Here is a 19,771-nt window from a genome sequence, read left to right as displayed (position 1 = left end):
TGCCCTCAGGCGTGCGTTCCGCCGTCGATGCGGATCTCGGTGCCGCTGATGAACGCGCCGTCGTCGGACACCAGCATCGCGATCACGCCGGCCACCGCGGACGGGGCACCCATCCCGGCGCCGCCGGAGTCCAGGTTGGTGGGCATGATGGGCGACAACTTGGCGAACAACGACCAGTCGGCGTCGGCGGGAACGAGACCCGGTGTGGCATCGGTGATTCCGGACTTGATGCTGCCCGGGGCCACGCTGACCGCCCGCAGCCCCTGCTTGCCGTACTCCAGGGCCAGTGCATGGGTCATCGCCTGGATGCCGCCCTTGCTGGCTGCATAGGCGGCCATGTAGGGGTGCGCGAACGCGGCCGAGGTGGAACTGAAGTTCACGATCGCACTCTGCGGATTCTCCAGCAGGGCCGGCAGCGTCTCGCGGACGACCAGGAACGTGCCGGTGAGGTTGACGGCGATGATCTGGTTCCACTCCTGCAGGCTCATCTGGTGGGTGTGCACCGCCCGCAGCATGCCCGCCGCATTGACCACCGCATCGAGCCCGCCCAGCGTCTCGACGGCGGTACGCGCGCCGTCGACCACCGAAGCCTCGTCGCCGATGTCCATCGTCAGCGCGGTGAGGCGGGCAGCGGTGCCGGCCTGTTCCGCGCTCTGGCGGGTGCTCTCCAGGCCCTCGGTGGAGATGTCGGCGCCCACCACCGCGGCACCCTCGTCGAGCAGTCGCAGCGCGGTGGCCTGGCCGATGCCGGAGCCCGCGCCGGTCACCAGGATCCGGCGTCCCTCAAGTCGTTTCATGTCTGTCACTGTCCCATCACGTACTTCACGGTCGGACCGGCGGTCCAGCCGCCGTCGACGGCGATCTCGGCGCCGGTGACGTAGGTTGATGCGCCGGACAGCAGGTAACCGACTGCGCCGGCGATCTCGTCGGCCTCACCGACGCGGCCCATCGGGGTGTTCGGGTAGTTGCCCTCACCCCGTTCGATGCCGATCTGCGCGGTCATCGGGGTGTAGGTCATACCGGGATGCACCGAGTTCACCCTGATGCGGTCCGGACCGAGCTCCACCGCGGCGATCTTGCTCAGCCCGCGCACACCCCACTTGGATGCGCCGTATCCGGCGGTCAGCGCCAGGCCCATCAGGCCGGCAGCCGACGAGATGTTGACGATCGAGCCTCCACCGGCGGCCCGCATCGGAGCGATGACCGCCTGCAGGCCGTTGAAGACGCCGACGAGATTGATCTCGAGCACCGTACGGAAGTGGTCGAGCGGCTCGTGCTCGATGAACTGGCCGGTGGAGATGCCTGCGTTGTTCACCAGGCCGTTCAGCTTGCCGAACTCCGAAATGGTGAGTTCGACCGCCGATTTCCACTGCGCCGCGTCGGTCACGTCGAGGTGAACGTAGCGGGCCGCATCGCCCAGCTCGGCAGCCAGTGCCGCGCCGTCGTCGTCGAGTACGTCCGAGATCACCACCTTGCCGCCACGGGCGACGATGTGCTGGGCGAACGACGCGCCGAGGCCGCGTGCGCCGCCGGTGACGATCGCTACGACGTCCGACAAGCTATCCGAATCTGCTTGCATCCCAACAATTTCCTCTCAGGGTTGATCTCGCGGATCCGGTTTCGATCCTGGACGCAACGATATTCGCCGTGTTGATGGCGTGGTGGAAAGTCCCATTCAGCGGAATGAGAATGCCGGTCGGCCGGCGGCGGGCGCCAGCCGAGTTCCTCGCTCGCCAACCGCCCCGATGTGAACGCTCGAACATGGCGGGGACCGCGGGCAGAACACGCGCAATATTCCGCGTCGTGGTTTGCTGGCACGCCCCGGGAGGCCCTCGTACCGGTGAGTGAGACAACAGCTGTCCACCTCACACGGTCGTTCGTAACGTGACGTGCCGAACCGTGAAGCGAAAGGCAATGACAGTGACAGCCCAGCCAGCTCCGTCAGGTACCGCCGAACCAACCTCCGCCGTGGTGGATGTCGTCGTGGTAGGAGCCGGCTTCGCCGGGCTGTACGCGTTGCATCGCCTTCGGGGACAAGGCCTTTCGGTGCGGGTGTTCGAAGCCGCCGACGGGGTGGGTGGCGTCTGGTACTGGAACCGCTATCCGGGCGCCCGGTGCGACGTCGAGAGCGTGGACTACTCCTACTCATTCGACCCCGAACTTGAGCAGGAGTGGAACTGGACCGAGAAGTACGCCACCCAGCCGGAGATCCTGGCCTACCTCAACCACGTGGCCGACCGGTTCGACCTGCGGCGTGACATCTCCTTCGGGACCCGCGTGACCGACATGGCGCTCGACGAATCGACCCTGCGCTGGGAGGTCCGCACCGACCGCGGCGACGCGGTGTCCGCCCGCTTCTGCATCCTGGCGGTAGGTCCGCTGTCGAATGCGAACATCCCGGCGATCGAGGGCCTCGATTCGTTCGCCGGCGAGGTGTACCACACTGCCCACTGGCCACACGAAGGCGTCGACTTCACCGGCAAGCGGGTCGGCGTGATCGGGACGGGGTCCTCGGGGATCCAGGCGATCCCGCACATCGCCAAAGAGGCCGCACAGCTCTACGTCTTCCAGCGCACCCCGAACTACAGCGTGCCGGCCGGCAACATTCCGCTCGACGACGACACGCGCGCCGCGCAGAAGGCCGGGTACGCCGAGCGGCGCCGGCTGTCAATGCTCAGCGGCGGCGGCTCGCCGCACCAGCCACACCCCAAGTCCGCCCTCGACGTCTCCGCCGAGGAACGGCAACAGACCTACGAGCGGCGCTGGGAGTTGGGTGGCGTGTTGTTCTCGAAGGCATTCCCGGACCAACTGCTCACCATCGAGGCCAACGACACCGCGCGACTGTTCTGGGAACAGAAGGTGCGCGCGGTGATCGACGATCCCGCGGTGGCCGACGTGCTGATCCCGAAGGACCATCCGATCGGCGCCAAGCGAATCTGCACCGACGACAACTACTTCCAGACCTTCAACCGGGACAACGTCTCGTTGGTCAATCTGCGCGCGACACCGATCGAGCGCGTCGACCCGTCCGGCATCGACACCACCGATGCGCACTACGACCTGGACGCACTCGTACTGGCCACCGGGTTCGATGCGATGACCGGCTCGGTCCAGAAGCTCAATGTGGTGGGCCGGGGTGGCCGGACCCTCAACCAGGCGTGGGCCGAAGGGCCGTTGACCTACCTCGGTCTCGGAGTGCCGGGCTTCCCGAACCTGTTCAATATCGCCGGCCCTGGCGCCCCTTCGGTGCTGGCCAACATGGTGCTGCACTCGGAACTGCACCTGAACTGGGTGGCCGATGCGATCGCCTACCTCGACGCCCAGGGCGCTCCGGCGATCGAGGCACGCGAGGACGCCGCAGCCGAGTGGGTGGCCGAGTGCACCCGCCGCGCCGCTGAAACGCTCATGCCCCAAGCCAATTCGTGGTATCTCGGCGCGAACATCCCGGGCAAGCCCCGGGTGTTCATGCCGTTCGTCGGCGGCTTCGGCGTGTACGGCGAGATCATCTCCGATGTCGCGGCGGCCGGTTACAAGGGCTTCGACATCCACCACGATCTGTCCGCCTAGCGGTCCCTGCGGGGGCCTGCTGCCTAGCCGTGCCGGCCAGGGCCAGCGGCATGGTTCATGAACCCGTGGATGGCGCCGGGATGAGTGTGGTACGCCACCGGAACACCGTGGGCCGCAAGTGCTTCGGCAGTCCGGGCGATGCCGTCGCCCGCGACGACGAGCTTCGATGCGTCCCCGCCGAGTTCATCGCCCCTGCGCGCGACCCGGCACAATCCGGCGTACACGTCTTCGGCTGCAGTGCGATGAGGGGAATCCAGCTCTCGCCCAGTGCGATTGAGGTCTGAACGGCAGCGGTGGATACCCCGCTATACCACACCACCCGACATCTTGTACCGCTGAGCGAGACTGTCGCTCCCGGGCGGGCGGTCAGTGCGCACGATCACATGGCCCGGTGTGGTGAGGCGGTCGACACACCGGCGACAACCCTCGGCGAAATCCGTAGTCGGGGAGTCGCATCCGACCGGGCACCTGGGCCGTCACTCCGGCGTGCTCGACAACTTGACAGATGGAGAGGAAATGGACCGACATAGCAAGTTCGACAACGGTGCCGTACCCGCTGTGCGTCGCCGTTCGAGAACGACATGGAGAGGCCTGGGCATCGTGCTGACCGCCTTCGGCTTCTTCGTGATGTCCGTGCTGCCCGCGTGGGCCGCCGAGAACATGCGGGTCACCTTCGTGCGGCACGCTCAGTCCGCAGGCAACACGTCGGGCAACATCGACACCTCGACGCCCGGTCCGTCGCTCACCCCGCTGGGACGCGAACAGGCCGAGGCCGTGGTCGACCGGCTGGGCGACAACAACTACGACGCCATCTACGCGTCGCAGATGATCCGTACCCAGCAGACCGCGGAACCGATGTCGGCATACCTGGGTCTACCGATCCAGGTGCTTCCCGGCCTGCAGGAGATCGAGGCGGGCGACTACGAAGGCACGCCCGAGAGCGGTGCACTGGGCGGTTACCTCAAGGCCCCGATCGCCTGGGCGTTCGCTGGTCAGCTGGACGCCCGTATCCCCGGTTCGATCGACGGCAATGAGTTCGACGCGCGCGTCGACGGCGCGTTGAAGACGATGTACGACAAGGGCGACCGCAACGTCATCGTGTTCTCGCACGGCGGCACCATCATGTTCTGGACCATGATGAACGCCAAGAACCTCACCCTCGCGGAGAAGGGCATGCTGCTGAGCCAGCACGCGCTGGGCAACACCGACTACGTCGTCATCGAGGGCAACCCCGAAGACGGTTGGACACTGGTGGACTGGAACGGCCAGCGGTTCAGCCCCGAACCGAGTTTCCAGCACGAGGTCGGGTTGCAGATGCGCACGCTGACCCGCCAGCTCGAGGCCGCCATGAAGCAGGTCACCGACTCGTTCGCCACCGGTGACGTGATCAAGGTGGCGACCGCGATCAACCGCAGTGTGGCCGACGCGTCCTTCTCGGTGGCCAAGTTCAGCCGGGCCGTCAACGCCGAGGTCATCAAGCGGGTCGGCAAGACCCTCGAGTCGGTGCGCAGTCCGGAGTCCGATCCGGTGTCGGAGCTGACCGACAAGGTGTCCGACACCGTCAAGGACGTTGTGCCGGAGTCCGGTTCGGCCACGGACATGCTGAAGCCGCTCAACGCGGTGGTGCCAGACCCGAAGGAAACACCGGCCGCGGCCGGGGCCGATCGCGACAGCGTGACCCAGAAGGTCACCTCCGCGGTGCGGGGCAATGGTGCCACCGACCTGACCGCAGGCAACCTGGTCAGGCCCGGCAAGGTCTTCGCTGATGCCAAGCGCACCGGCGATCAGGTCAAGACAGCGGTTTCGGACGCCGCCGATCAGCTCAGGTCGACGGTGAAGTCCTCGGTCGGCAGCGTCACCGATGCCGCCAAGAAGGTCTCCGAGAGTGTGGGCGCGCCAAGCGCTTCGCGTACCTCCGCCGATTCCGACAAGGCCTCTGCCGACTCGGACAGCTGATGTGCAGACCGATGCCGGCGTAGAAGCCATCGCCGGCGGTAACGAAATTGGCCCCCTCCAAACGGAGGGGGCCAATCTCGTTGTGTCGGTTACCTCGACTAGTCGAGGTAGTCGCGCAGCACCTGAGAGCGGCTCGGGTGGCGCAGCTTGCTCATGGTCTTGGACTCGATCTGACGGATGCGCTCACGGGTCACGCCGTAGACCTGGCCGATCTCGTCGAGCGTGCGGGGCTGGCCGTCGGTCAGGCCGAACCGCAGCCGCACCACGCCGGCCTCGCGCTCGGACAGCGTCTCCAGCACGGACTGCAGCTGATCCTGCAGCAGCGTGAAGGACACGGCGTCGACGGCCACGACGGCCTCGGAGTCCTCGATGAAGTCACCGAGCTGGCTGTCGCCCTCGTCGCCGATGGTCTGGTCGAGCGAGATGGGTTCGCGCGCGTACTGCTGGATCTCCAGCACCTTCTCCGGCGTGATGTCCATTTCCTTGGCCAGCTCTTCGGGCGTGGGCTCGCGGCCCAGGTCCTGCAACAGCTCGCGCTGGATACGGCCCAGCTTGTTGATCACCTCGACCATGTGCACCGGGATACGGATGGTGCGGGCCTGGTCGGCCATGGCGCGGGTGATGGCCTGGCGGATCCACCAGGTGGCGTACGTGGAGAACTTGTAGCCCTTGGTGTAGTCGAACTTCTCGACCGCGCGGATCAGGCCCAGGTTGCCTTCCTGGATGAGGTCCAGGAACGCCATGCCGCGGCCGGTGTAGCGCTTGGCCAGCGACACCACCAGACGCAGGTTGGCTTCCAGGAGATGGTTTTTCGCGCGATCACCGTCACGGCAGATCCACTGGTAGTCGCGGCGCACCTGGGTGGTGAGCTTCTCGCCCTTCTCGGCGAACTCGGCCATCTTCTGGGTGGCGAACAGGCCGGCCTCGATGCGCTTGGCGAGCTCGACCTCTTCCTCGGCATTCAGCAGGGCGACCTTGCCGATCTGCTTGAGGTAGGCACGGACCGAGTCGGCCGAGGCCGTCAGCTCGGCATCTTTGCGGGCCTGCCGCAGTGCCTCGGACTCCTCTTCATCCCACACGAAGTCGCCCGAGGCCTTGTCCTTCTCGGACGGCTCAGGGTGCTCCTCGTCGGCCTTGGCACCCTTGGCCGCCGCCGGCGCGGCGGGCTTGGCCTCCGCGCTTTCCTCGGCTTCGGCGTCGTCCTCGTCGTCCTCGTCGCCGGATTCCTCGACGTCGTCGTCGGTGTCGAGATCGTCGTCGAGCTCGAGGTCGGCGTCGTCGACGTCGAGCTCGTCACCGGGACCGGCTTCCAGGTCGTCGGTGGTCTCGATGTCGTCGTTGACGTCTTCGGGCTTGCCCGCCACTGCCTTCGCGGCCCGCTTGGCGGGCGCCTTCTTGGCGGGGGCGCGCTTGGTGGCGGTGCCGCCCTCGGCCTTGGCCGCGGTGCTCTTGGCTGCCCGCTTGGCCGGGGCCTTCTTGGCGGGAGTCTTGGTAGCGGTGCGCTTCACCGGCTCGTCGGTCGCCGGGCTTGCCTTTGTCGCTGCCACGTACACCCTTTCGGTCTCACGAATTTCTCGGTGGGCATGGGCATACTCCACCGAAAGCGTCTGCTATCGAATGTTGGCGTTCTTATCGGCTGGGATATTCACCGCTATTCGGTAGGCGGCCGCCGAGGACCATTGTAACGACAGTGTGGGTGTTCACCGTGCCGAGCGGCAAATTTCGGCACGTGGCGGGCCGAAAGCGGCAAAGTTACCCGGCGGTAGGTTCCGTGCCGGACGATACCAGGCCCTGACAGGCCATCGCCGCACCCACGATGCCGGCGGTGTTGAGCAACGCCGCCGGGACGATCGGGGTGCGGATCTTGAGCAGCGGCAGCCACTTGTCGGACTTGCGGCTGATGCCGCCGCCGGCGATGAACAGGTCCGGCCAGATCGCGTTCTCGATCGTCACCAGAACCTTGTTCACCTCTTCGCTCCACCGCGCGTAACTCCACTCCTTGCGTTCCTTGACCGACGACGCGGCGCGGTGCTCGGCCTCCTTGCCGTCCACCTCCAAGTGGCCAAACTCGGTGTTGGGCAACAACACACCGTTGTGGATCACTGCCGAGCCGATGCCGGTTCCGAAGGTCAGCAGGACCACGACGCCGGTGTTGTCCTTGCCCGCCCCGTACCGCTCCTCGGCCAGGCCCGCCGCGTCGGCGTCGTTGAGCACCCGCACCGGCTGCCCGCCGAGCGCGGCGCTGATCACCTCGGCCGCGTTCACGCCGATCCAGCCCTTGTCGACATTGGCGGCGGTGCGCACGATGCCGTCGGTGACGACACCCGGGTAGGTGACGCCGACGCTGCCGGTCCAGCCGAACTCGGCCACCACCGCAGCCACCGTTTTCGCCACCGATTCAGGGGTGGACGGCTGCGGCGTGTCGAGCTTGAACCGCTCGCCGATGAGCTGCCCGGTCTCGAGGTCGACGATGCCGCCCTTGATCCCGCTGCCGCCGACGTCGACGCCGAATCCGCGGCGTTGCGCGTCGGCGGTGGACACCGGGCCTGCTGCGGACGCATCGGGTGCCGTCATGGGTGCTCCTTTTGTGGGACAGGCCGTGTGGCGGCTGTCGGACAGGGTGAGGGACAAACCAAGGCGCGTTCCCACCCTAGTCGCTGACCATCGCAGCCGCGGGTGGTCCGGAGTCGGTCGCGAAGCGACTTTTCGGTCAGAAGATGTTGCGATAGGGCCGTGACCGACAACAGTTTCGATGCTCCCGCCTTGCGGGTGGTGGCCGAGCAACTGGCCTCCGAAGCCGCAGAGTTCGTCGTGCGCCGCCGCGCCGAGGTGTTCGGCGCCGTGGCGCCGGCCGCCGGCGCGGTCCGGGCCAAGAGCACCCCGACCGACCCCGTCACGATCATCGACACCGAAACCGAACGGTGGTTGCGTGAGCGGCTGGCGGTGCTGCGGCCCTCGGAGGCGATCCTGGGGGAGGAGGAGGGCGGTCAGCAGGACGGCCGTGAGGGCCTGAGCTGGGTGATCGACCCGATCGACGGCACGGTGAACTTCGTCTACGGGATCCCGGCCTATGCGGTGTCGGTGGCCGTGCAGTACGACGGACGGTCGGTGGCCGGTGCCGTGGCGAATGTGCCTGCCGGTGAGGTGTACTCGGCGGCGCTGGGGCACGGCGCCGAGGTGGTGCGGGCCGGGGTGCGGACCGCGCTGCGATGCAGTGCCGTCGATGACCTGTCCATGGCGCTGCTGGGTACCGGTTTTGCCTACGATCCGGGCCGGCGGGCGCGTCAGGCCGGCGTGCTGGCCCGGGTCCTGCCCGCGGTGCGCGACATCCGGCGCATCGGCTCGTGCGCGCTGGATCTGTGCATGGTCGCCGCGGGTCGCCTCGACGCCTACTACGAAGAGGGCGTCCAGGTGTGGGACTGGGCCGCGGCCGCGCTGATCGCGGCGGAGGCGGGGGCGACGGTGTGGCTGCCTGCGGCTCCCGGCGACGAGTACGTCGCCGCGTCGGCACCGGGCATCGCCGGCGCCCTGCACGATGCGTTAGCAGGTGCCGGTATGGATCTTTGACAGCAGCGCGGAGTCCGACGGTGCGGTGGCATCGGGCCGCAGGCTGGCCAGCACGGCGTTGATGTCGTCGTTGCTGGCAAGTTCGCTGAACTCGGTGCCCAGCGCCAGATCGACTGTGGCGTCGGGCCTTTCGTCCTGGTACAGCTCGGTGCACGGGGCCACCAGCCACAGTGCGGCTGCTGCGGTGCGGCCGGACGGGCCGAACCGGATCTGGCCCTGGCACTCCAGCCGCGTGCTGGCGTAGATGGGGTCGTTTGCCGCCTCGGGCTGGGCGAAGCCCAGATCGCGCAGCGCGCCCGCCACCTCGCCGGCCTGGCCGCCCTGGCCGCTGGCGTTGAGCACCCGGATCCTGGTCTCGGCCAGGGGTGCCGGGGTGACGTCGGTCATCGCCGAGCGGGCCACCTGTTCGCCGAGCTTCGGAGTTGCCGGATCGGCGGCCGGCGGCGGGTTGTTGCACACCGTGGCCTCGTGCACATCTGCGGGTTGGTTGAGCGCGATGATCCAGACGATCATCGTCACCACCGCGAGTGCGACGAACAACACGATGCCGGGAACGAAACTGCGCCGGCGGAACGGACGACCGTGCCGGTCGAAAGCTGTGCCATCGGTGATTTGCGCGACCACACCTGCACTCTAAGGGCAATGGTGTTCGCTGACGCAGCAGAGCTCAGACGGTAGTGTGATGTAAATCACACTGAAACGTGTGGCAATACGGGCACGAATCATTTGGGGAATGCGTTCGACGCTGGTACAAAGCTCTGCTGCAAGGTAAGGGAGGGGACACAGACGATGGCAACCGACTACGACGCCCCCAGGCGTTCCGAAGCGGACGAGGTTTCTGAGGACTCGCTCGAGGAGCTCAAGGCGCGGCGCAACGAGGCGCAGTCCGCCGTGGTGGATGTCGACGAGTCAGAATCGGCCGAATCGTTCGAGCTGCCGGGTGCAGACCTGTCAGGCGAGGAACTGTCGGTGCGGGTGGTCCCGAAGCAAGCCGACGAGTTCACGTGCTCCAGCTGTTTTCTGGTGCATCACCGGAGCCGGCTGGCGAGCGAGAAGAACGGCGTGATGATCTGCACGGACTGCGCCGCCTGACGGCGGCTCAGCCGCTGCGATTGAATTCGCGGCTCAGCCGCGGTGATCGAATTCGCGGCTCAGCCGCGGAGTGCGGCCAGGACGCGATCCGGATGGCGGGAACTGACAAGCCAGTACGGGGTGGGGTCATCCGGATCGTCGAGTACCACCAGCACCATCGGGCCCACCCAGGCCCGGTGAACGACGTAGGCAGCTGGATCGAGTTGGCGGCCCAGTGCGGCCGACTTCGCTGACCGCGGCACCTCCGCGCTGCGGGAGATGACGCTCGTCGGCAGGTGCGCGTCACCGACGTAGAGCTCGGTGACGCCGCTGCTGAGGCGGACCACCTTCAATTCGGTCTTGCTGAACCACATCAGCACGGCCCCCGCCACGCCGAAGAGCAAGACATACGGCAACCACGCCGGAATGGCCGGCGCGGCCAGGCCGATCTCGAACGCGATGACCCCTGCCAGCACCGCAGCGGGCAGCGACCACCACCACGGCACCCACAAACGTTCGCGGTACTGAACGCTTTGGGTGGTTGCACGCGTGTCTGACACGCGGCTCAGAGTAATCTGTGACGTCGTGTCCACCTCTCTGGCGGTCGTCCGATTGGACCGCGAACTACCGATGCCCAGCCGGGCGCACGATGGGGACGCGGGCGTAGACCTCTACAGCGCGCGCGATGTCGAGCTGGCCCCCGGGCAACGAGAGCTCGTGCCCACCGGGGTTGCCGTGGCCATTCCGCACGGAATGGTGGGGCTGATCCACCCGCGCTCGGGTTTGGCTGCCCGCGTGGGTCTTTCGATCGTCAACAGTCCGGGCACCGTAGACGCCGGCTATCGCGGCGAGATCAAGGTTTCACTGATCAACCTCGATCCCGACACGCCGATCGTGATCCACCGCGGTGACCGGATTGCCCAGCTGTTGGTTCAGCGGGTAGAACTGCCCGAGTTGGTCGAGGTGACGTCGTTCGACGAGGCGGGCCTGGCTGACACCTCCCGTGGCGACGGTGGCCACGGTTCCTCCGGCGGACATGCGAGTTTGTGATGGCATTCGGAAAGCGCAAGCACAATGACCCGGCTGACGATTCGGCCGGTCAGAACGACGACGACAAGGTTGTCGACCAAGCGACCCAGGCGGACGCGGCCGACGACTACGACGAGGGCTCGGACGACGGCCCCTTCGACGTCGAGGACTTCGACGACCCCGCGGTCGCGGCGCAGGGGCGGCTCGACCTCGGCTCGGTACTGATCCCGATGCCCGACGGCGGCCAGGTCCAGGTCGAGCTCAACGAGGCCGGGGCGCCCAGTGCGGTGTGGGTGGTGACCCCCAACGGGCGGTTCACCATCGCCGCCTACGCCGCGCCCAAGAGCCCGGGCCTGTGGCGTGAGGTGGCCGGCGAGCTCGCCGAATCGCTGCGCAAGGACGCGAGCGCGGTGAACATCCAGGACGGCCCGTGGGGCCGCGAGGTGGTCGGCGCGGGCAACGGCGGCGTGGTGCGCTTCATCGGCGTCGACGGCTACCGCTGGATGGTGCGCTGTGTGGTCAACGGGGCCCCCGAGACGATCGACGCTCTTGCCGACGAGGCGCGGGCATCCTTGGCCGACAGCGTGATTCGTCGCGGTGACACGCCGCTGCCGGTGCGTACTCCGCTAGCGGTGCAGCTGCCCGAGCCGATGGCGGCCCAGCTGCGGGCCGCAGCTCAGCAGGCCGCGATGCAACAGGCCGCCCAGCAGCTCGCCGCAACGACACAGGCGCACCCGCAGGATCAGCCGCCGGCCGAGCCGGTGGCGCGCCGCAGCGTGCAGGGTTCGGCGATGCAGCAGCTGCGCACCATCACCGGCGGGTAGGAAACCCGCCCCTCAGCCGGCCACGGTGTCGCTGACCGCCTCCTGCAGTGCGGCCAGACACGCGGCGCCCAGCACACCGGTATCGAGCCCCATCTGTTCGAGGGTGACCGACCGCAGCGCCGCCTGCGGTGCCGCGGCCACCCATTCGTAGCCGACCTCGGCCGGATGCACGGGATCGTCGGTGGCCACCGCGATCCCCATGGGCACCCGAAGCTGTTCGAGTTCGGCACTGCCGGGCGCGCGATAGCCGGCCGCTTCGTCCATCGCCTCGGGCAGGGTGGGCCACTGGCCCACCCAGGAGCGGGCCAGTTCGTCGGCCAGCCACGGCGGGCTGGACGCACGCATCTGCGCGACCGTGGCCGCCAGTCCGTCCCGGCGCAACAGCTCCGCCGACTGGCGGGCCAACAACGCGGCGGGGGCATGCTGGGAGGAACCCGTCCAGGGCGGCAGGGCGGCCAGGACCGCCACGGCCTGTCCGGGGTGGTCCAACGCCCACCGGGCCGCCACCACGGCGCCGATGGACACTCCGCCGACCGCGATCGGGCCCGACCGGGCCGCGTTGTCGAGCGCCAGCAGGTAACCCTCGACAAGCCGGTCCGGAGTCGGCGCCGGCGTCACGACAAGAGCTTCGGCGGCGTGCAGCGCACCCGAAAATGCCCGGTAGACGTAGTTGTCGTCGGACCCGGTGCCTGGCAGCAGAACGGTTGGGACATCGCGCAGAATGACGCTCATCACATGATCGTGCCTGCCCCGTCAAATCCTCGGCGTGCCGACCCGCACCCCACGTGGCATTCGGTGAACAAGAGGTCTACCGTGGCGTTGGTTGGGCGGATTCACAGTGGATCCGCAGAAGGTCAGGAGAGGCCATGGCTACGGCCGAAGGGTATCTGCGCCGGCTTACGCGACGCCTGACGGAAGACCCCGAACAACTCGACGTAGAAGAGCTCAGTGACGAAGCCGCCAATACCGGCGCGCTCAAGGCGATCGACGCCCAGCGCGGCCAGGAAGTGACGATGGTCGGCACCCTGCGCAGCGTCGAATGTAACGGCAAGGGGTGTTCCGGCGGCATCAAGGCCGAGCTGTTCGACGGTACCGACACGGTGTTGCTGGTGTGGCTGGGGCAGCGTCGCATCCCCGGAATCGAGTCGGGCTGCACCCTGCGGGTGCACGGCCGGGTCGGCAAGCTGGAAAACGGCACCAAGGCGATCTACAACCCCCGCTACGAAATTCAGAAGTGAGCCAGGCCGAAAAGAACTCAGGCAACACACCTCAACCTCCCGAGAGTGATCCGGAGCCCACCCCTGCCCATGGCGGCGGCCGGGCGGTGCTCGATCAGATGGGTGGCATCAGCGGGCTGATCTACTCATCACTGCCCGTGGTGGTGTTCGTCCCGGTTTCCACGTTGTTCGGGCTGATGCCCGCGATCGCCGCCGCGCTCGGCGTGGCCACATTGATCCTGATCTGGCGGTTGATCCGCCGCGAATCCGTACAACCCGCGGTGTCGGGATTCTTCGCCGTCGGCATCAGCGCGCTGATCGCCTACCTGGTGGGGGAGTCGAAAGGCTATTTCCTGCTTGGTATCTGGAGCTCACTGCTGTACGCCGTGGTGTTCGCGGTGTCGGTGGTGATCCGCCGCCCGGTGGTCGGTTACATCTGGGGCTGGGTCAACACACACGACCGGGCCTGGCGCGGCGTCCGCAAGGCGGTGCTGGCGTTCGACGTCGCCACGCTCACCTGGGTCGCGGTGTTCGCGTCGCGGTTCCTGGTACAGCACTATCTGTACGACTCCGACGAGACCGGTTGGCTGGGCGTCGCGCGCATCGCGATGGGCTGGCCGCTGACCGCCGTCGCGGCATTGGTCACCTATCTGGCCATCCGGGCCGCGCAGCGCGCCGTACACGCCCAGGACGGCGCGCGAACCGCCGACTGAGGACGGTTCGCAGATCAGCGCGGCGCCGGGTGCAGCAGCAGCTCCCGCAGTTCATCCTCGGACTCGGTGACGGCCACGAACAGCAGCTCGTCGCCACCTTCGAGGGGTTCATCGGATTCGGGCACGATCACCCTGGCCCCGCGCAGGATCGTCACGAGCGCGGTGTCACGGGGCAGGTCCAGGCGCCTGACGGGACGTCCGCCCCACGGTGTGTCGTCGGGCAGCGTGATCTCGACCAGATTGGCCTGTCCTTTACGGAACTCCATCAGGCGCACCAGATCACCGACCGCCACCGCCTCCTCGACCAGTGAGGCGAGCATGCGCGGCGTGGAAACCGCCACGTCCACACCCCAGTTCTCGTCGAACAGCCACTCATTGCGGGGATCATTGACCCGGGCCACCACCCGCGGGACCGCGAATTCGGTCTTGGCCAGCAGGCTCACCACGACGTTGACCTTGTCGTCACCGGTCGCCGCGATCACCACGTCGAATTCTTCGAGCTTGACCGATTCCAGCATGGTGAGCTCGCAGGCATCGCCGAGCCGCCAGTGCGCGGCCGGGATGGCGTCGACGTCAATATGTTCGGGATTGCGCTCCAGCAGCGTCACGTCGTGCTTGCTGTCGAGCAATTCGCGGGCGATGGAACGGCCAACGGCCCCGGCCCCGGCGATGGCAACTTTCATCAGTGAGCCTCCAAGTCCTCGCTCGGCGGCAGCGCCGCGATGGCCAGCGCCTCGGCGATGTGGCCGGACACCGCGGCCACGTACACCTGGTCGCCGGCCTGGATCACGGTCTTCGGTTCGGGCAGGTACCCGTTGCCGAACCGGATCATGAACGCCACCCGGCCGCCCGTGGCCCTTTCCAGGTCGGTGACCAGATGCCCGGCCCAGTCCTGGTGCAGCGGTAGTTCGGCCACGCCCACGTTGCCCGACGGGTCCCGCCACTTGGTGGTTTCGGTCTCCCTGGTCAGGACGTTGAGCAGACGGTCGGTGGTCCACGGCACCGTCGCCACGGTCGGGATGCCCAGGCGTTCGTAGACCGCGGCACGCTTGGCGTCATAGATGCGCGCCACCACGCGCTCGACGCCGAACGTCTCGCGGGCCACCCGGGCCGAGATGATGTTGGAGTTGTCGCCCGAGGACACCGCGGCGAACGCGCCGGCCTCCTCGATTCCGGCGCGCAGCAGCACGTCGCGGTCGAAGCCCATACCGAGCACACGTTCACCGGCGAACTCCGGTGAGAGTCGGTGGAACGCGGTGCTGTCGCGGTCGATGACCGCGACCTCATGGCCGATCCGGGCCAGGCTGTCTGCGAGGGAGGCGCCGACCCGGCCGCACCCCATGACCACTACACGCACCCGAAGGTCCTTTCCGGTGGCAGAAAAGCAATATTGCTCTATCCGTGCACCCGGAACGCTACAGCTTTGTGACGGCATTTCGTGTTCGGGCTTAGTCTTGGCTCTCGTGTCCAAGCTTTCGACGGCAACGCGCCGATTGGTACTGGGGCGGCCGTTTCGCAGCGACAAGCTCTCGCACACCCTTCTGCCCAAACGGATAGCCCTGCCGGTGTTCGCCTCCGACGCCTTGTCGTCGGTGGCCTACGCGCCGGAGGAGATCTTCCTGGTGCTGTCGGTGGCGGGGCTGACGGCCTACTCCCTGACGCCGTGGATCGGCCTGGCGGTGGCGGGCGTCATGCTGATCGTGATCGCCAGTTACCGGCAGAACGTGCACGCCTATCCGTCCGGTGGCGGAGATTACGAGGTCGTCACGACGAACCTCGGGCCCACCGCGGGGCTCACGGTCGCCAGCGCGCTGATGGTGGATTACGTGCTGACCGTTGCGGTGTCGATGTCGTCGGCCATGTCGAACATCGGTTCGGCGGTGCCGTTCGTCGCGCAGCACAAGGTGCTCTTCGCGGTGGTGGCGATCCTGCTGCTGGCCTCGATGAACCTGCGCGGGCTGCGAGAATCGGGCACCGCATTCGCCATTCCCACCTACGCCTTCATGATCGGCATGTACATCATGCTGGGCTGGGGCCTGTTCCAGATCTACGTCCTGGATCATCCGCTGCGCGCGGAATCTGCCGGTTTCGAGATGCATCCCGAACACGGCGAGGTACTCGGCTTCGCACTCGTGTTCCTGGTGGCCCGGGCGTTCTCCTCGGGGTCGGCGGCGCTGACCGGTGTCGAGGCGATCAGCAACGGGGTACCGGCCTTCCGGAAACCCAAGTCGCGCAACGCCGCGACCACCCTGCTGCTGCTCGGGGTGATCTCGGTCACTTTGTTCATGGGCATCATCCTGCTGTCCAAGGCGACGGGAGTGCAGATCGCCGAACGGCCCCACGAGCAGCTGATCGGTGCGCCGGCCGACTATCACCAGAAGACGTTGATCGCTCAGCTCGCCGACGCGGTGTTCCACGACTTCCCGGTCGGTCTGTATCTGATCGCGGGAGTCACCGCGTTGATCCTGGTGCTGGCGGCCAACACCGCGTTCAACGGGTTTCCGGTGCTGGGGTCGATCCTGGCCCAGGACCGGTTCCTGCCGCGGCAGCTGCACACCCGCGGTGACCGGCTGGCGTTCTCCAACGGCATCCTGTTCCTGGCCTTCGCCGCGATCGCGTTCGTGGTGGCGTTCCGCGCCGAGGTGACGGCGCTGATCCAGCTCTACATCGTCGGCGTGTTCGTATCGTTCACGCTCAGCCAGATCGGCATGGTCCGGCACTGGACCCGGTTGCTGCGCACCGAAACCGATCCCGCGGTGCGGCGGCACATGATGCGGTCACGCGTCATCAATGCGGTCGGTCTGACGGCCACCGGCGCGGTGCTCGTGGTCGTGGTGGTGACCAAGTTCGTCGCCGGTGCCTGGATCGCCATCCTGGCGATGGGCGCGCTCTTCGTGATCATGAAGATGATCCACAAGCACTACGACACCGTGGCCCGCGAGCTCGAGAAGGAGGACGAGGAAGCGGGCGACATGGTGTTGCCGAGCCGCAACCACGCGGTGGTCCTGGTGTCCAAGCTGCATCTGCCGACCAAGCGCGCGCTGGCCTATGCCCGTGCGACGCGACCGGATGTGCTGGAGGCGATCACGGTCAGCGTCGACGATGCCGAGACCCGGGCCCTGGTGCACCAGTGGGAGGACAGCGACATCAGCGTGCCGCTGAAGGTGATCGCCTCGCCTTACCGTGAAATCACCCGGCCGGTACTGGATTACGTCAAACGGGTGACGAAGGAATCGCCGCGCACCGTAGTGACGGTGTTCATCCCTGAGTACGTCGTGGGGCACTGGTGGGAGCAGGTGCTGCACAACCAGAGCGCCTTGCGGCTCAAGGGCCGGCTGCTGTTCATGCCCAACGTGATGGTGACATCGGTTCCGTGGCAATTGAGTTCTTCGGAGCGGTTGAAGGCGCTGCAACCGCGTGCCACCCCGGGTGACGCGCGCCGGGGATTCCTGGAATGACAGAACTGACTCTGACGGCGGGCCCGGCGGCCAATGGCGGCAGTTGCGTGGCTCGCCACGACGGGCGGGTGGTGTTCGTCCGGTACGCCCTGCCCGGCGAGACCGTGCGGGTCAATGTGTTCGACGAACGCGGATCGTATTGGCACGCCGAGGTTGTCGAGGTGATCGACGCTTCCCCGGACCGGGTGCCGTCGCTGTGCCGGATCGCCGGGGTCGACGGCGCCGGATGCTGCGACCTGGCGTTCGTCGAACCCGATGCCGCCCGGCGGCTCAAGGGGTCGGTGGTGGCCAACCAGCTGTCACGGCTGGGCGGATACACCTGGCGCGACGAGGAGACCGCCGTCGCCGAACCGGTCGGCCCCGGTGAGGTCCGTGGGTGGCGGACCCGCGTGCGGCTCGACACCGACGCCGACGGCCGGGCCGGGTTCCACCGCTACCACAGCGCCGAGTTGATCACCGAGCTCGATTGCGGGCAACTGCCCACTGAGCTGACCGACGGCCTGGCCGAGATGCGTTGGACCCCCGGGGCACACGTCCATGTGGTGCTCGACTCCGATGGCCGCAGACACATCGTGCAATCCGGCCCCAAGACCGCCGGCGGCCGCAAAGGCGGCCGCGCGGCGGGCCCGAAGAATGCGACGCGCGTCATCGAAGGCGATTACGAGGCCGTGCAGCGCATCGGCGGGCGGCAGTGGCTACTGCCGGTGACGGCGTTCTGGCAGGCACATCGCGACGCGGCCGCCCTCTACAGCGGGCTGGTGGCCGAATGGTCCGGGCTGCAGCCGGGCATGACGGCTTGGGATCTGTACGGCGGCGCCGGGGTTTTCGCCGCGGCGCTGGCCGGCCAGGTCGGACCGCAGGGCCGCGTACTCACCGTCGACACCTCTCGCGGGGCGTCACGCGCGGCACGCACCGCGCTGGCCGACCTGCCCTGGGTCTCGGTGGTCACCGACTCGGTGCGGCGAGCCCTGACCGCCGAGTCGGGTCGCCCCGATGTCGCGGTTCTCGACCCGCCGCGCACCGGCGCCGGACGTGAGGTGATCGATGCGCTGGCGGCCGCCGAGGTGCCTCGGGTCATACACATCGGTTGTGAGGCAGCGTCGTTCGCGCGGGACGTGGGACTGTATCTGGGGCACGGCTATGGCGTCGAGGAACTGCGGGTGTTCGATTCCTTCCCGCTCACCCACCATGTGGAGTGCATCGCGGTGCTGACCCGCTGATCCGTCGCCGAGGGGCCCGCTCAGTCCGGGGTGTCGGGCCCCATGGTCGGGGTGGGGAAGTGCGCGTAGGTGGCCCGGTTGCCGCCTTCGGCCTTCGACTGGTTCATCGCGGTGTCGGCCAGTGCCACGAGGGCGTCGACGATCTGCTCGGTGGGCAGCTCGGTCAGCGGGCGCAACTGGCTGCAGGCCGTGCCGATGCTGGCCGTCAGGCGCATGGGCGTGGTGGTGATGGCCATGCGGATCCGGTTGACCAGCGGTGAGGGATCGTTGGTCTTGAACACGTCGGCGATCAGGAATTCGCTGTCGGACACATGGGCCAGCGGGACCTTGTGGCGCACGGTCTCGCGGATGGCCTGCGCGACGGCGACGCGCGCGTGCAGCGTGCTGTGGCTGCCGTCCATGTCGCTCAGCAGCGCCATGTCATCGATCCCCACCGCCACGACCACCAGGTACTGATCGTCGTGGCGACTGTGGGAGCCCAGCATCGTGGCGGTGTGCATGTCGAAGCCCTCGCGGTTGAGCAGACCCGTCAGCGGGTCGATCTCACCCGGGTGCTGGACGCGGTCGGGTTCGACCAACTCGACGGCCATCCGGCACAACGCCGAGGTGCTCAGGATCACCAGCACTGCCACGAGGCTGCCCACCACCCCCAGCCAGACGTCTGTGAGGGCCACGCGCACCCCCAGGAAGGCCACTACGGCACCGGAGGCCACCCAGGTGAGGTGCAGCACCCGGCGACTGTGCAGGAACGCCGTGTAGGCGGTGATGAGGCTCAGCGAACTGGAACCCATGAGGCCCACGACCGGGTCCACCAGCAGGATGCAGGTCGCCGCGATACAGGCCGTGCCGATGGACACGACGATCCACGACTGGGTGCGGCTGGGCCACTGGCGCCGCCACCACCACTGGGCCAGGGTCAGACCGCCGACGGACACCGCCACCGCCACGTACTGCAGGCCGCCGTGCGGACCCTTCGGGCTGATCAGCAACAGCAAGGGGACCAGGCTCAGGCTGACGATGGTGACCCCGACGAGGCGCTGCATCCGGGTGCGCTTGCCCTGTGCCGCGAGCAGGGCGGTACGCGCGTAGTAGTGATCGAAAGGACTCAACTCGCACCCCGGAAGTAATCGACTTCGCCTACACCTTACG

General features: G+C 67.6%; 21 protein-coding genes. 11 read left to right on the top strand and 10 right to left on the bottom strand.

The window, feature by feature from the left end; genetic code table 11:
- Positions 1-5 precede the first annotated feature (5 nt).
- Both BN2156_RS08595 and BN2156_RS08590 read right to left on the bottom strand, forming a co-directional pair.
- Positions 6-797 carry an SDR family NAD(P)-dependent oxidoreductase gene (locus BN2156_RS08595; RefSeq protein WP_090512379.1) on the bottom strand — a complete coding sequence of 264 codons (792 nt, stop codon included), beginning with the start codon at positions 795-797 and terminating at the stop codon, positions 6-8.
- Positions 798-802: 5 nt separating this feature from the next.
- Positions 803-1,579 (bottom strand): SDR family oxidoreductase, encoded by a 777-nt coding sequence (locus BN2156_RS08590; protein ID WP_090512377.1) that lies wholly within the window; start codon positions 1,577-1,579, stop codon positions 803-805.
- A 335-nt stretch (positions 1,580-1,914) separates the two neighbouring features.
- On the opposite strand from BN2156_RS08590, the gene BN2156_RS08585 reads away from it, so the two are divergent.
- The 3 genes from BN2156_RS08585 (at position 1,915) to BN2156_RS08575 (ending at position 5,523) form a co-directional block, all read left to right on the top strand.
- Entirely contained in the window at positions 1,915-3,567 is a 1,653-nt protein-coding gene (locus tag BN2156_RS08585; RefSeq protein ID WP_090512375.1) for a flavin-containing monooxygenase, read from the top strand.
- Between the two features lie 80 nt (positions 3,568-3,647).
- Entirely contained in the window at positions 3,648-3,851 is a 204-nt protein-coding gene (locus tag BN2156_RS30535) for a hypothetical protein (RefSeq protein WP_159402829.1), read from the top strand.
- Between the two features lie 232 nt (positions 3,852-4,083).
- Positions 4,084-5,523 carry a histidine phosphatase family protein gene (locus tag BN2156_RS08575; RefSeq protein ID WP_235625246.1) on the top strand — a complete coding sequence of 480 codons (1,440 nt, stop codon included), beginning with the start codon at positions 4,084-4,086 and terminating at the stop codon, positions 5,521-5,523.
- 98 nt (positions 5,524-5,621) lie between these two features.
- Here BN2156_RS08575 and BN2156_RS08570 read toward each other — a convergent pair whose 3' ends face one another.
- On the bottom strand, positions 5,622-7,070 hold the full coding sequence (locus BN2156_RS08570) for an RNA polymerase sigma factor (RefSeq protein WP_235625245.1): 1,449 nt from the start codon (positions 7,068-7,070) through the stop codon (positions 5,622-5,624).
- A 205-nt stretch (positions 7,071-7,275) separates the two neighbouring features.
- Positions 7,276-8,097, bottom strand: coding sequence for a polyphosphate--glucose phosphotransferase (gene ppgK / locus BN2156_RS08565; protein ID WP_090512368.1), 822 nt, complete (start codon positions 8,095-8,097; stop codon positions 7,276-7,278).
- A 159-nt stretch (positions 8,098-8,256) separates the two neighbouring features.
- Here ppgK and BN2156_RS08560 point away from each other — a divergent pair, with 159 nt between their 5' ends.
- Positions 8,257-9,090 carry an inositol monophosphatase family protein gene (locus tag BN2156_RS08560; RefSeq protein ID WP_090512365.1) on the top strand — a complete coding sequence of 278 codons (834 nt, stop codon included), beginning with the start codon at positions 8,257-8,259 and terminating at the stop codon, positions 9,088-9,090.
- On the opposite strand, the gene cei is transcribed toward BN2156_RS08560, so the two are convergent.
- Positions 9,064-9,714: an envelope integrity protein Cei gene (gene cei / locus BN2156_RS08555; protein WP_090512364.1), complete on the bottom strand. Its 651-nt coding sequence runs from the start codon at positions 9,712-9,714 to the stop codon at positions 9,064-9,066. The two genes, BN2156_RS08560 and cei, sit on opposite strands and share 27 nt — an antisense overlap.
- 165 nt (positions 9,715-9,879) lie before the next feature.
- Here cei and BN2156_RS08550 point away from each other — a divergent pair, with 165 nt between their 5' ends.
- The gene (locus BN2156_RS08550; protein WP_019344626.1) at positions 9,880-10,182 is read left to right on the top strand and encodes a DUF4193 domain-containing protein; all 303 of its coding nucleotides are present in this window, start codon (positions 9,880-9,882) and stop codon (positions 10,180-10,182) included.
- Between the two features lie 59 nt (positions 10,183-10,241).
- On the opposite strand, the gene BN2156_RS08545 is transcribed toward BN2156_RS08550, so the two are convergent.
- Positions 10,242-10,721, bottom strand: coding sequence for a DUF3093 domain-containing protein (locus BN2156_RS08545; RefSeq protein ID WP_090515674.1), 480 nt, complete (start codon positions 10,719-10,721; stop codon positions 10,242-10,244).
- Between the two features lie 25 nt (positions 10,722-10,746).
- Here BN2156_RS08545 and dut point away from each other — a divergent pair, with 25 nt between their 5' ends.
- Complete coding sequence (dut, locus tag BN2156_RS08540) at positions 10,747-11,211, top strand: dUTP diphosphatase (RefSeq protein WP_090512361.1); 465 nt, start codon at positions 10,747-10,749, stop codon at positions 11,209-11,211.
- Positions 11,211-12,014, top strand: a complete 804-nt coding sequence (locus tag BN2156_RS08535) for a DUF3710 domain-containing protein (protein ID WP_090512359.1) — start codon at positions 11,211-11,213, stop codon at positions 12,012-12,014. The genes dut and BN2156_RS08535 overlap by 1 nt, the downstream gene beginning before the upstream one ends.
- Positions 12,015-12,026: 12 nt before the next feature.
- On the opposite strand, the gene BN2156_RS08530 is transcribed toward BN2156_RS08535, so the two are convergent.
- Positions 12,027-12,746 (bottom strand): alpha/beta fold hydrolase, encoded by a 720-nt coding sequence (locus tag BN2156_RS08530; RefSeq protein WP_162490756.1) that lies wholly within the window; start codon positions 12,744-12,746, stop codon positions 12,027-12,029.
- A gap of 134 nt (positions 12,747-12,880) precedes the next feature.
- Between BN2156_RS08530 and BN2156_RS08525 the strand changes: the two genes are divergently transcribed.
- Both BN2156_RS08525 and BN2156_RS08520 read left to right on the top strand, forming a co-directional pair.
- Positions 12,881-13,252 carry an OB-fold nucleic acid binding domain-containing protein gene (locus BN2156_RS08525; protein WP_029111028.1) on the top strand — a complete coding sequence of 124 codons (372 nt, stop codon included), beginning with the start codon at positions 12,881-12,883 and terminating at the stop codon, positions 13,250-13,252.
- A 98-nt stretch (positions 13,253-13,350) separates the two neighbouring features.
- Complete coding sequence (locus tag BN2156_RS08520) at positions 13,351-13,944, top strand: DUF3159 domain-containing protein (RefSeq protein ID WP_090515672.1); 594 nt, start codon at positions 13,351-13,353, stop codon at positions 13,942-13,944.
- 14 nt (positions 13,945-13,958) lie between these two features.
- Here the strand turns inward: BN2156_RS08520 and BN2156_RS08515 are convergent, their stop codons facing one another.
- Positions 13,959-14,627 (bottom strand): potassium channel family protein, encoded by a 669-nt coding sequence (locus BN2156_RS08515; protein ID WP_090512354.1) that lies wholly within the window; start codon positions 14,625-14,627, stop codon positions 13,959-13,961.
- Positions 14,627-15,301, bottom strand: a complete 675-nt coding sequence (locus BN2156_RS08510) for a potassium channel family protein (protein WP_090512351.1) — start codon at positions 15,299-15,301, stop codon at positions 14,627-14,629. Before BN2156_RS08510 ends, BN2156_RS08515 begins: the two co-directional genes overlap by 1 nt.
- Before the next feature lie 97 nt (positions 15,302-15,398).
- Here BN2156_RS08510 and BN2156_RS08505 point away from each other — a divergent pair, with 97 nt between their 5' ends.
- Both BN2156_RS08505 and BN2156_RS08500 read left to right on the top strand, forming a co-directional pair.
- Positions 15,399-17,402 carry an APC family permease gene (locus BN2156_RS08505; RefSeq protein ID WP_210436587.1) on the top strand — a complete coding sequence of 668 codons (2,004 nt, stop codon included), beginning with the start codon at positions 15,399-15,401 and terminating at the stop codon, positions 17,400-17,402.
- Positions 17,399-18,622 carry a class I SAM-dependent RNA methyltransferase gene (locus BN2156_RS08500; protein WP_090512346.1) on the top strand — a complete coding sequence of 408 codons (1,224 nt, stop codon included), beginning with the start codon at positions 17,399-17,401 and terminating at the stop codon, positions 18,620-18,622. The genes BN2156_RS08505 and BN2156_RS08500 overlap by 4 nt, the downstream gene beginning before the upstream one ends.
- A gap of 20 nt (positions 18,623-18,642) precedes the next feature.
- Here the strand turns inward: BN2156_RS08500 and BN2156_RS08495 are convergent, their stop codons facing one another.
- The gene (locus BN2156_RS08495; RefSeq protein ID WP_090512344.1) at positions 18,643-19,731 is read right to left on the bottom strand and encodes a GGDEF domain-containing protein; all 1,089 of its coding nucleotides are present in this window, start codon (positions 19,729-19,731) and stop codon (positions 18,643-18,645) included.
- Positions 19,732-19,771 lie beyond the last annotated feature (40 nt).

Origin of the sequence: Mycolicibacterium neworleansense (genome assembly GCF_001245615.1) — a bacterium.
GTDB classification, from domain to species: Bacteria; Actinomycetota; Actinomycetes; order Mycobacteriales; family Mycobacteriaceae; genus Mycobacterium; species Mycobacterium neworleansense.
The sequence above is the reverse complement of the archived record's forward strand: the minus strand, read 5'-3'. Positions and strand labels throughout refer to the sequence as shown.

Bases quoted from the DNA above. Each gene is read 5' to 3' on its own strand.
- BN2156_RS08530 (WP_162490756.1), bottom strand. From the start codon at position 12,746: ATGAGCGTCATTCTGCGCGATGTCCCAACCGTTCTGCTGCCAGGCACC.
- BN2156_RS08585 (WP_090512375.1), top strand. From the start codon at position 1,915: ATGACAGTGACAGCCCAGCCAGCTCCGTCAGGTACCGCCGAACCAACC.
- BN2156_RS08590 (WP_090512377.1), bottom strand. From the start codon at position 1,579: ATGCAAGCAGATTCGGATAGCTTGTCGGACGTCGTAGCGATCGTCACC.
- ppgK (WP_090512368.1), bottom strand. From the start codon at position 8,097: ATGACGGCACCCGATGCGTCCGCAGCAGGCCCGGTGTCCACCGCCGAC.
- BN2156_RS08525 (WP_029111028.1), top strand. From the start codon at position 12,881: ATGGCTACGGCCGAAGGGTATCTGCGCCGGCTTACGCGACGCCTGACG.
- BN2156_RS08535 (WP_090512359.1), top strand. From the start codon at position 11,211: ATGGCATTCGGAAAGCGCAAGCACAATGACCCGGCTGACGATTCGGCC.
- BN2156_RS08515 (WP_090512354.1), bottom strand. From the start codon at position 14,627: ATGAAAGTTGCCATCGCCGGGGCCGGGGCCGTTGGCCGTTCCATCGCC.
- BN2156_RS08500 (WP_090512346.1), top strand. From the start codon at position 17,399: ATGACAGAACTGACTCTGACGGCGGGCCCGGCGGCCAATGGCGGCAGT.
- BN2156_RS08595 (WP_090512379.1), bottom strand. From the start codon at position 797: ATGAAACGACTTGAGGGACGCCGGATCCTGGTGACCGGCGCGGGCTCC.
- BN2156_RS08520 (WP_090515672.1), top strand. From the start codon at position 13,351: ATGGGTGGCATCAGCGGGCTGATCTACTCATCACTGCCCGTGGTGGTG.
- BN2156_RS08550 (WP_019344626.1), top strand. From the start codon at position 9,880: ATGGCAACCGACTACGACGCCCCCAGGCGTTCCGAAGCGGACGAGGTT.
- BN2156_RS30535 (WP_159402829.1), top strand. From the start codon at position 3,648: ATGAGTGTGGTACGCCACCGGAACACCGTGGGCCGCAAGTGCTTCGGC.
- BN2156_RS08575 (WP_235625246.1), top strand. From the start codon at position 4,084: ATGGACCGACATAGCAAGTTCGACAACGGTGCCGTACCCGCTGTGCGT.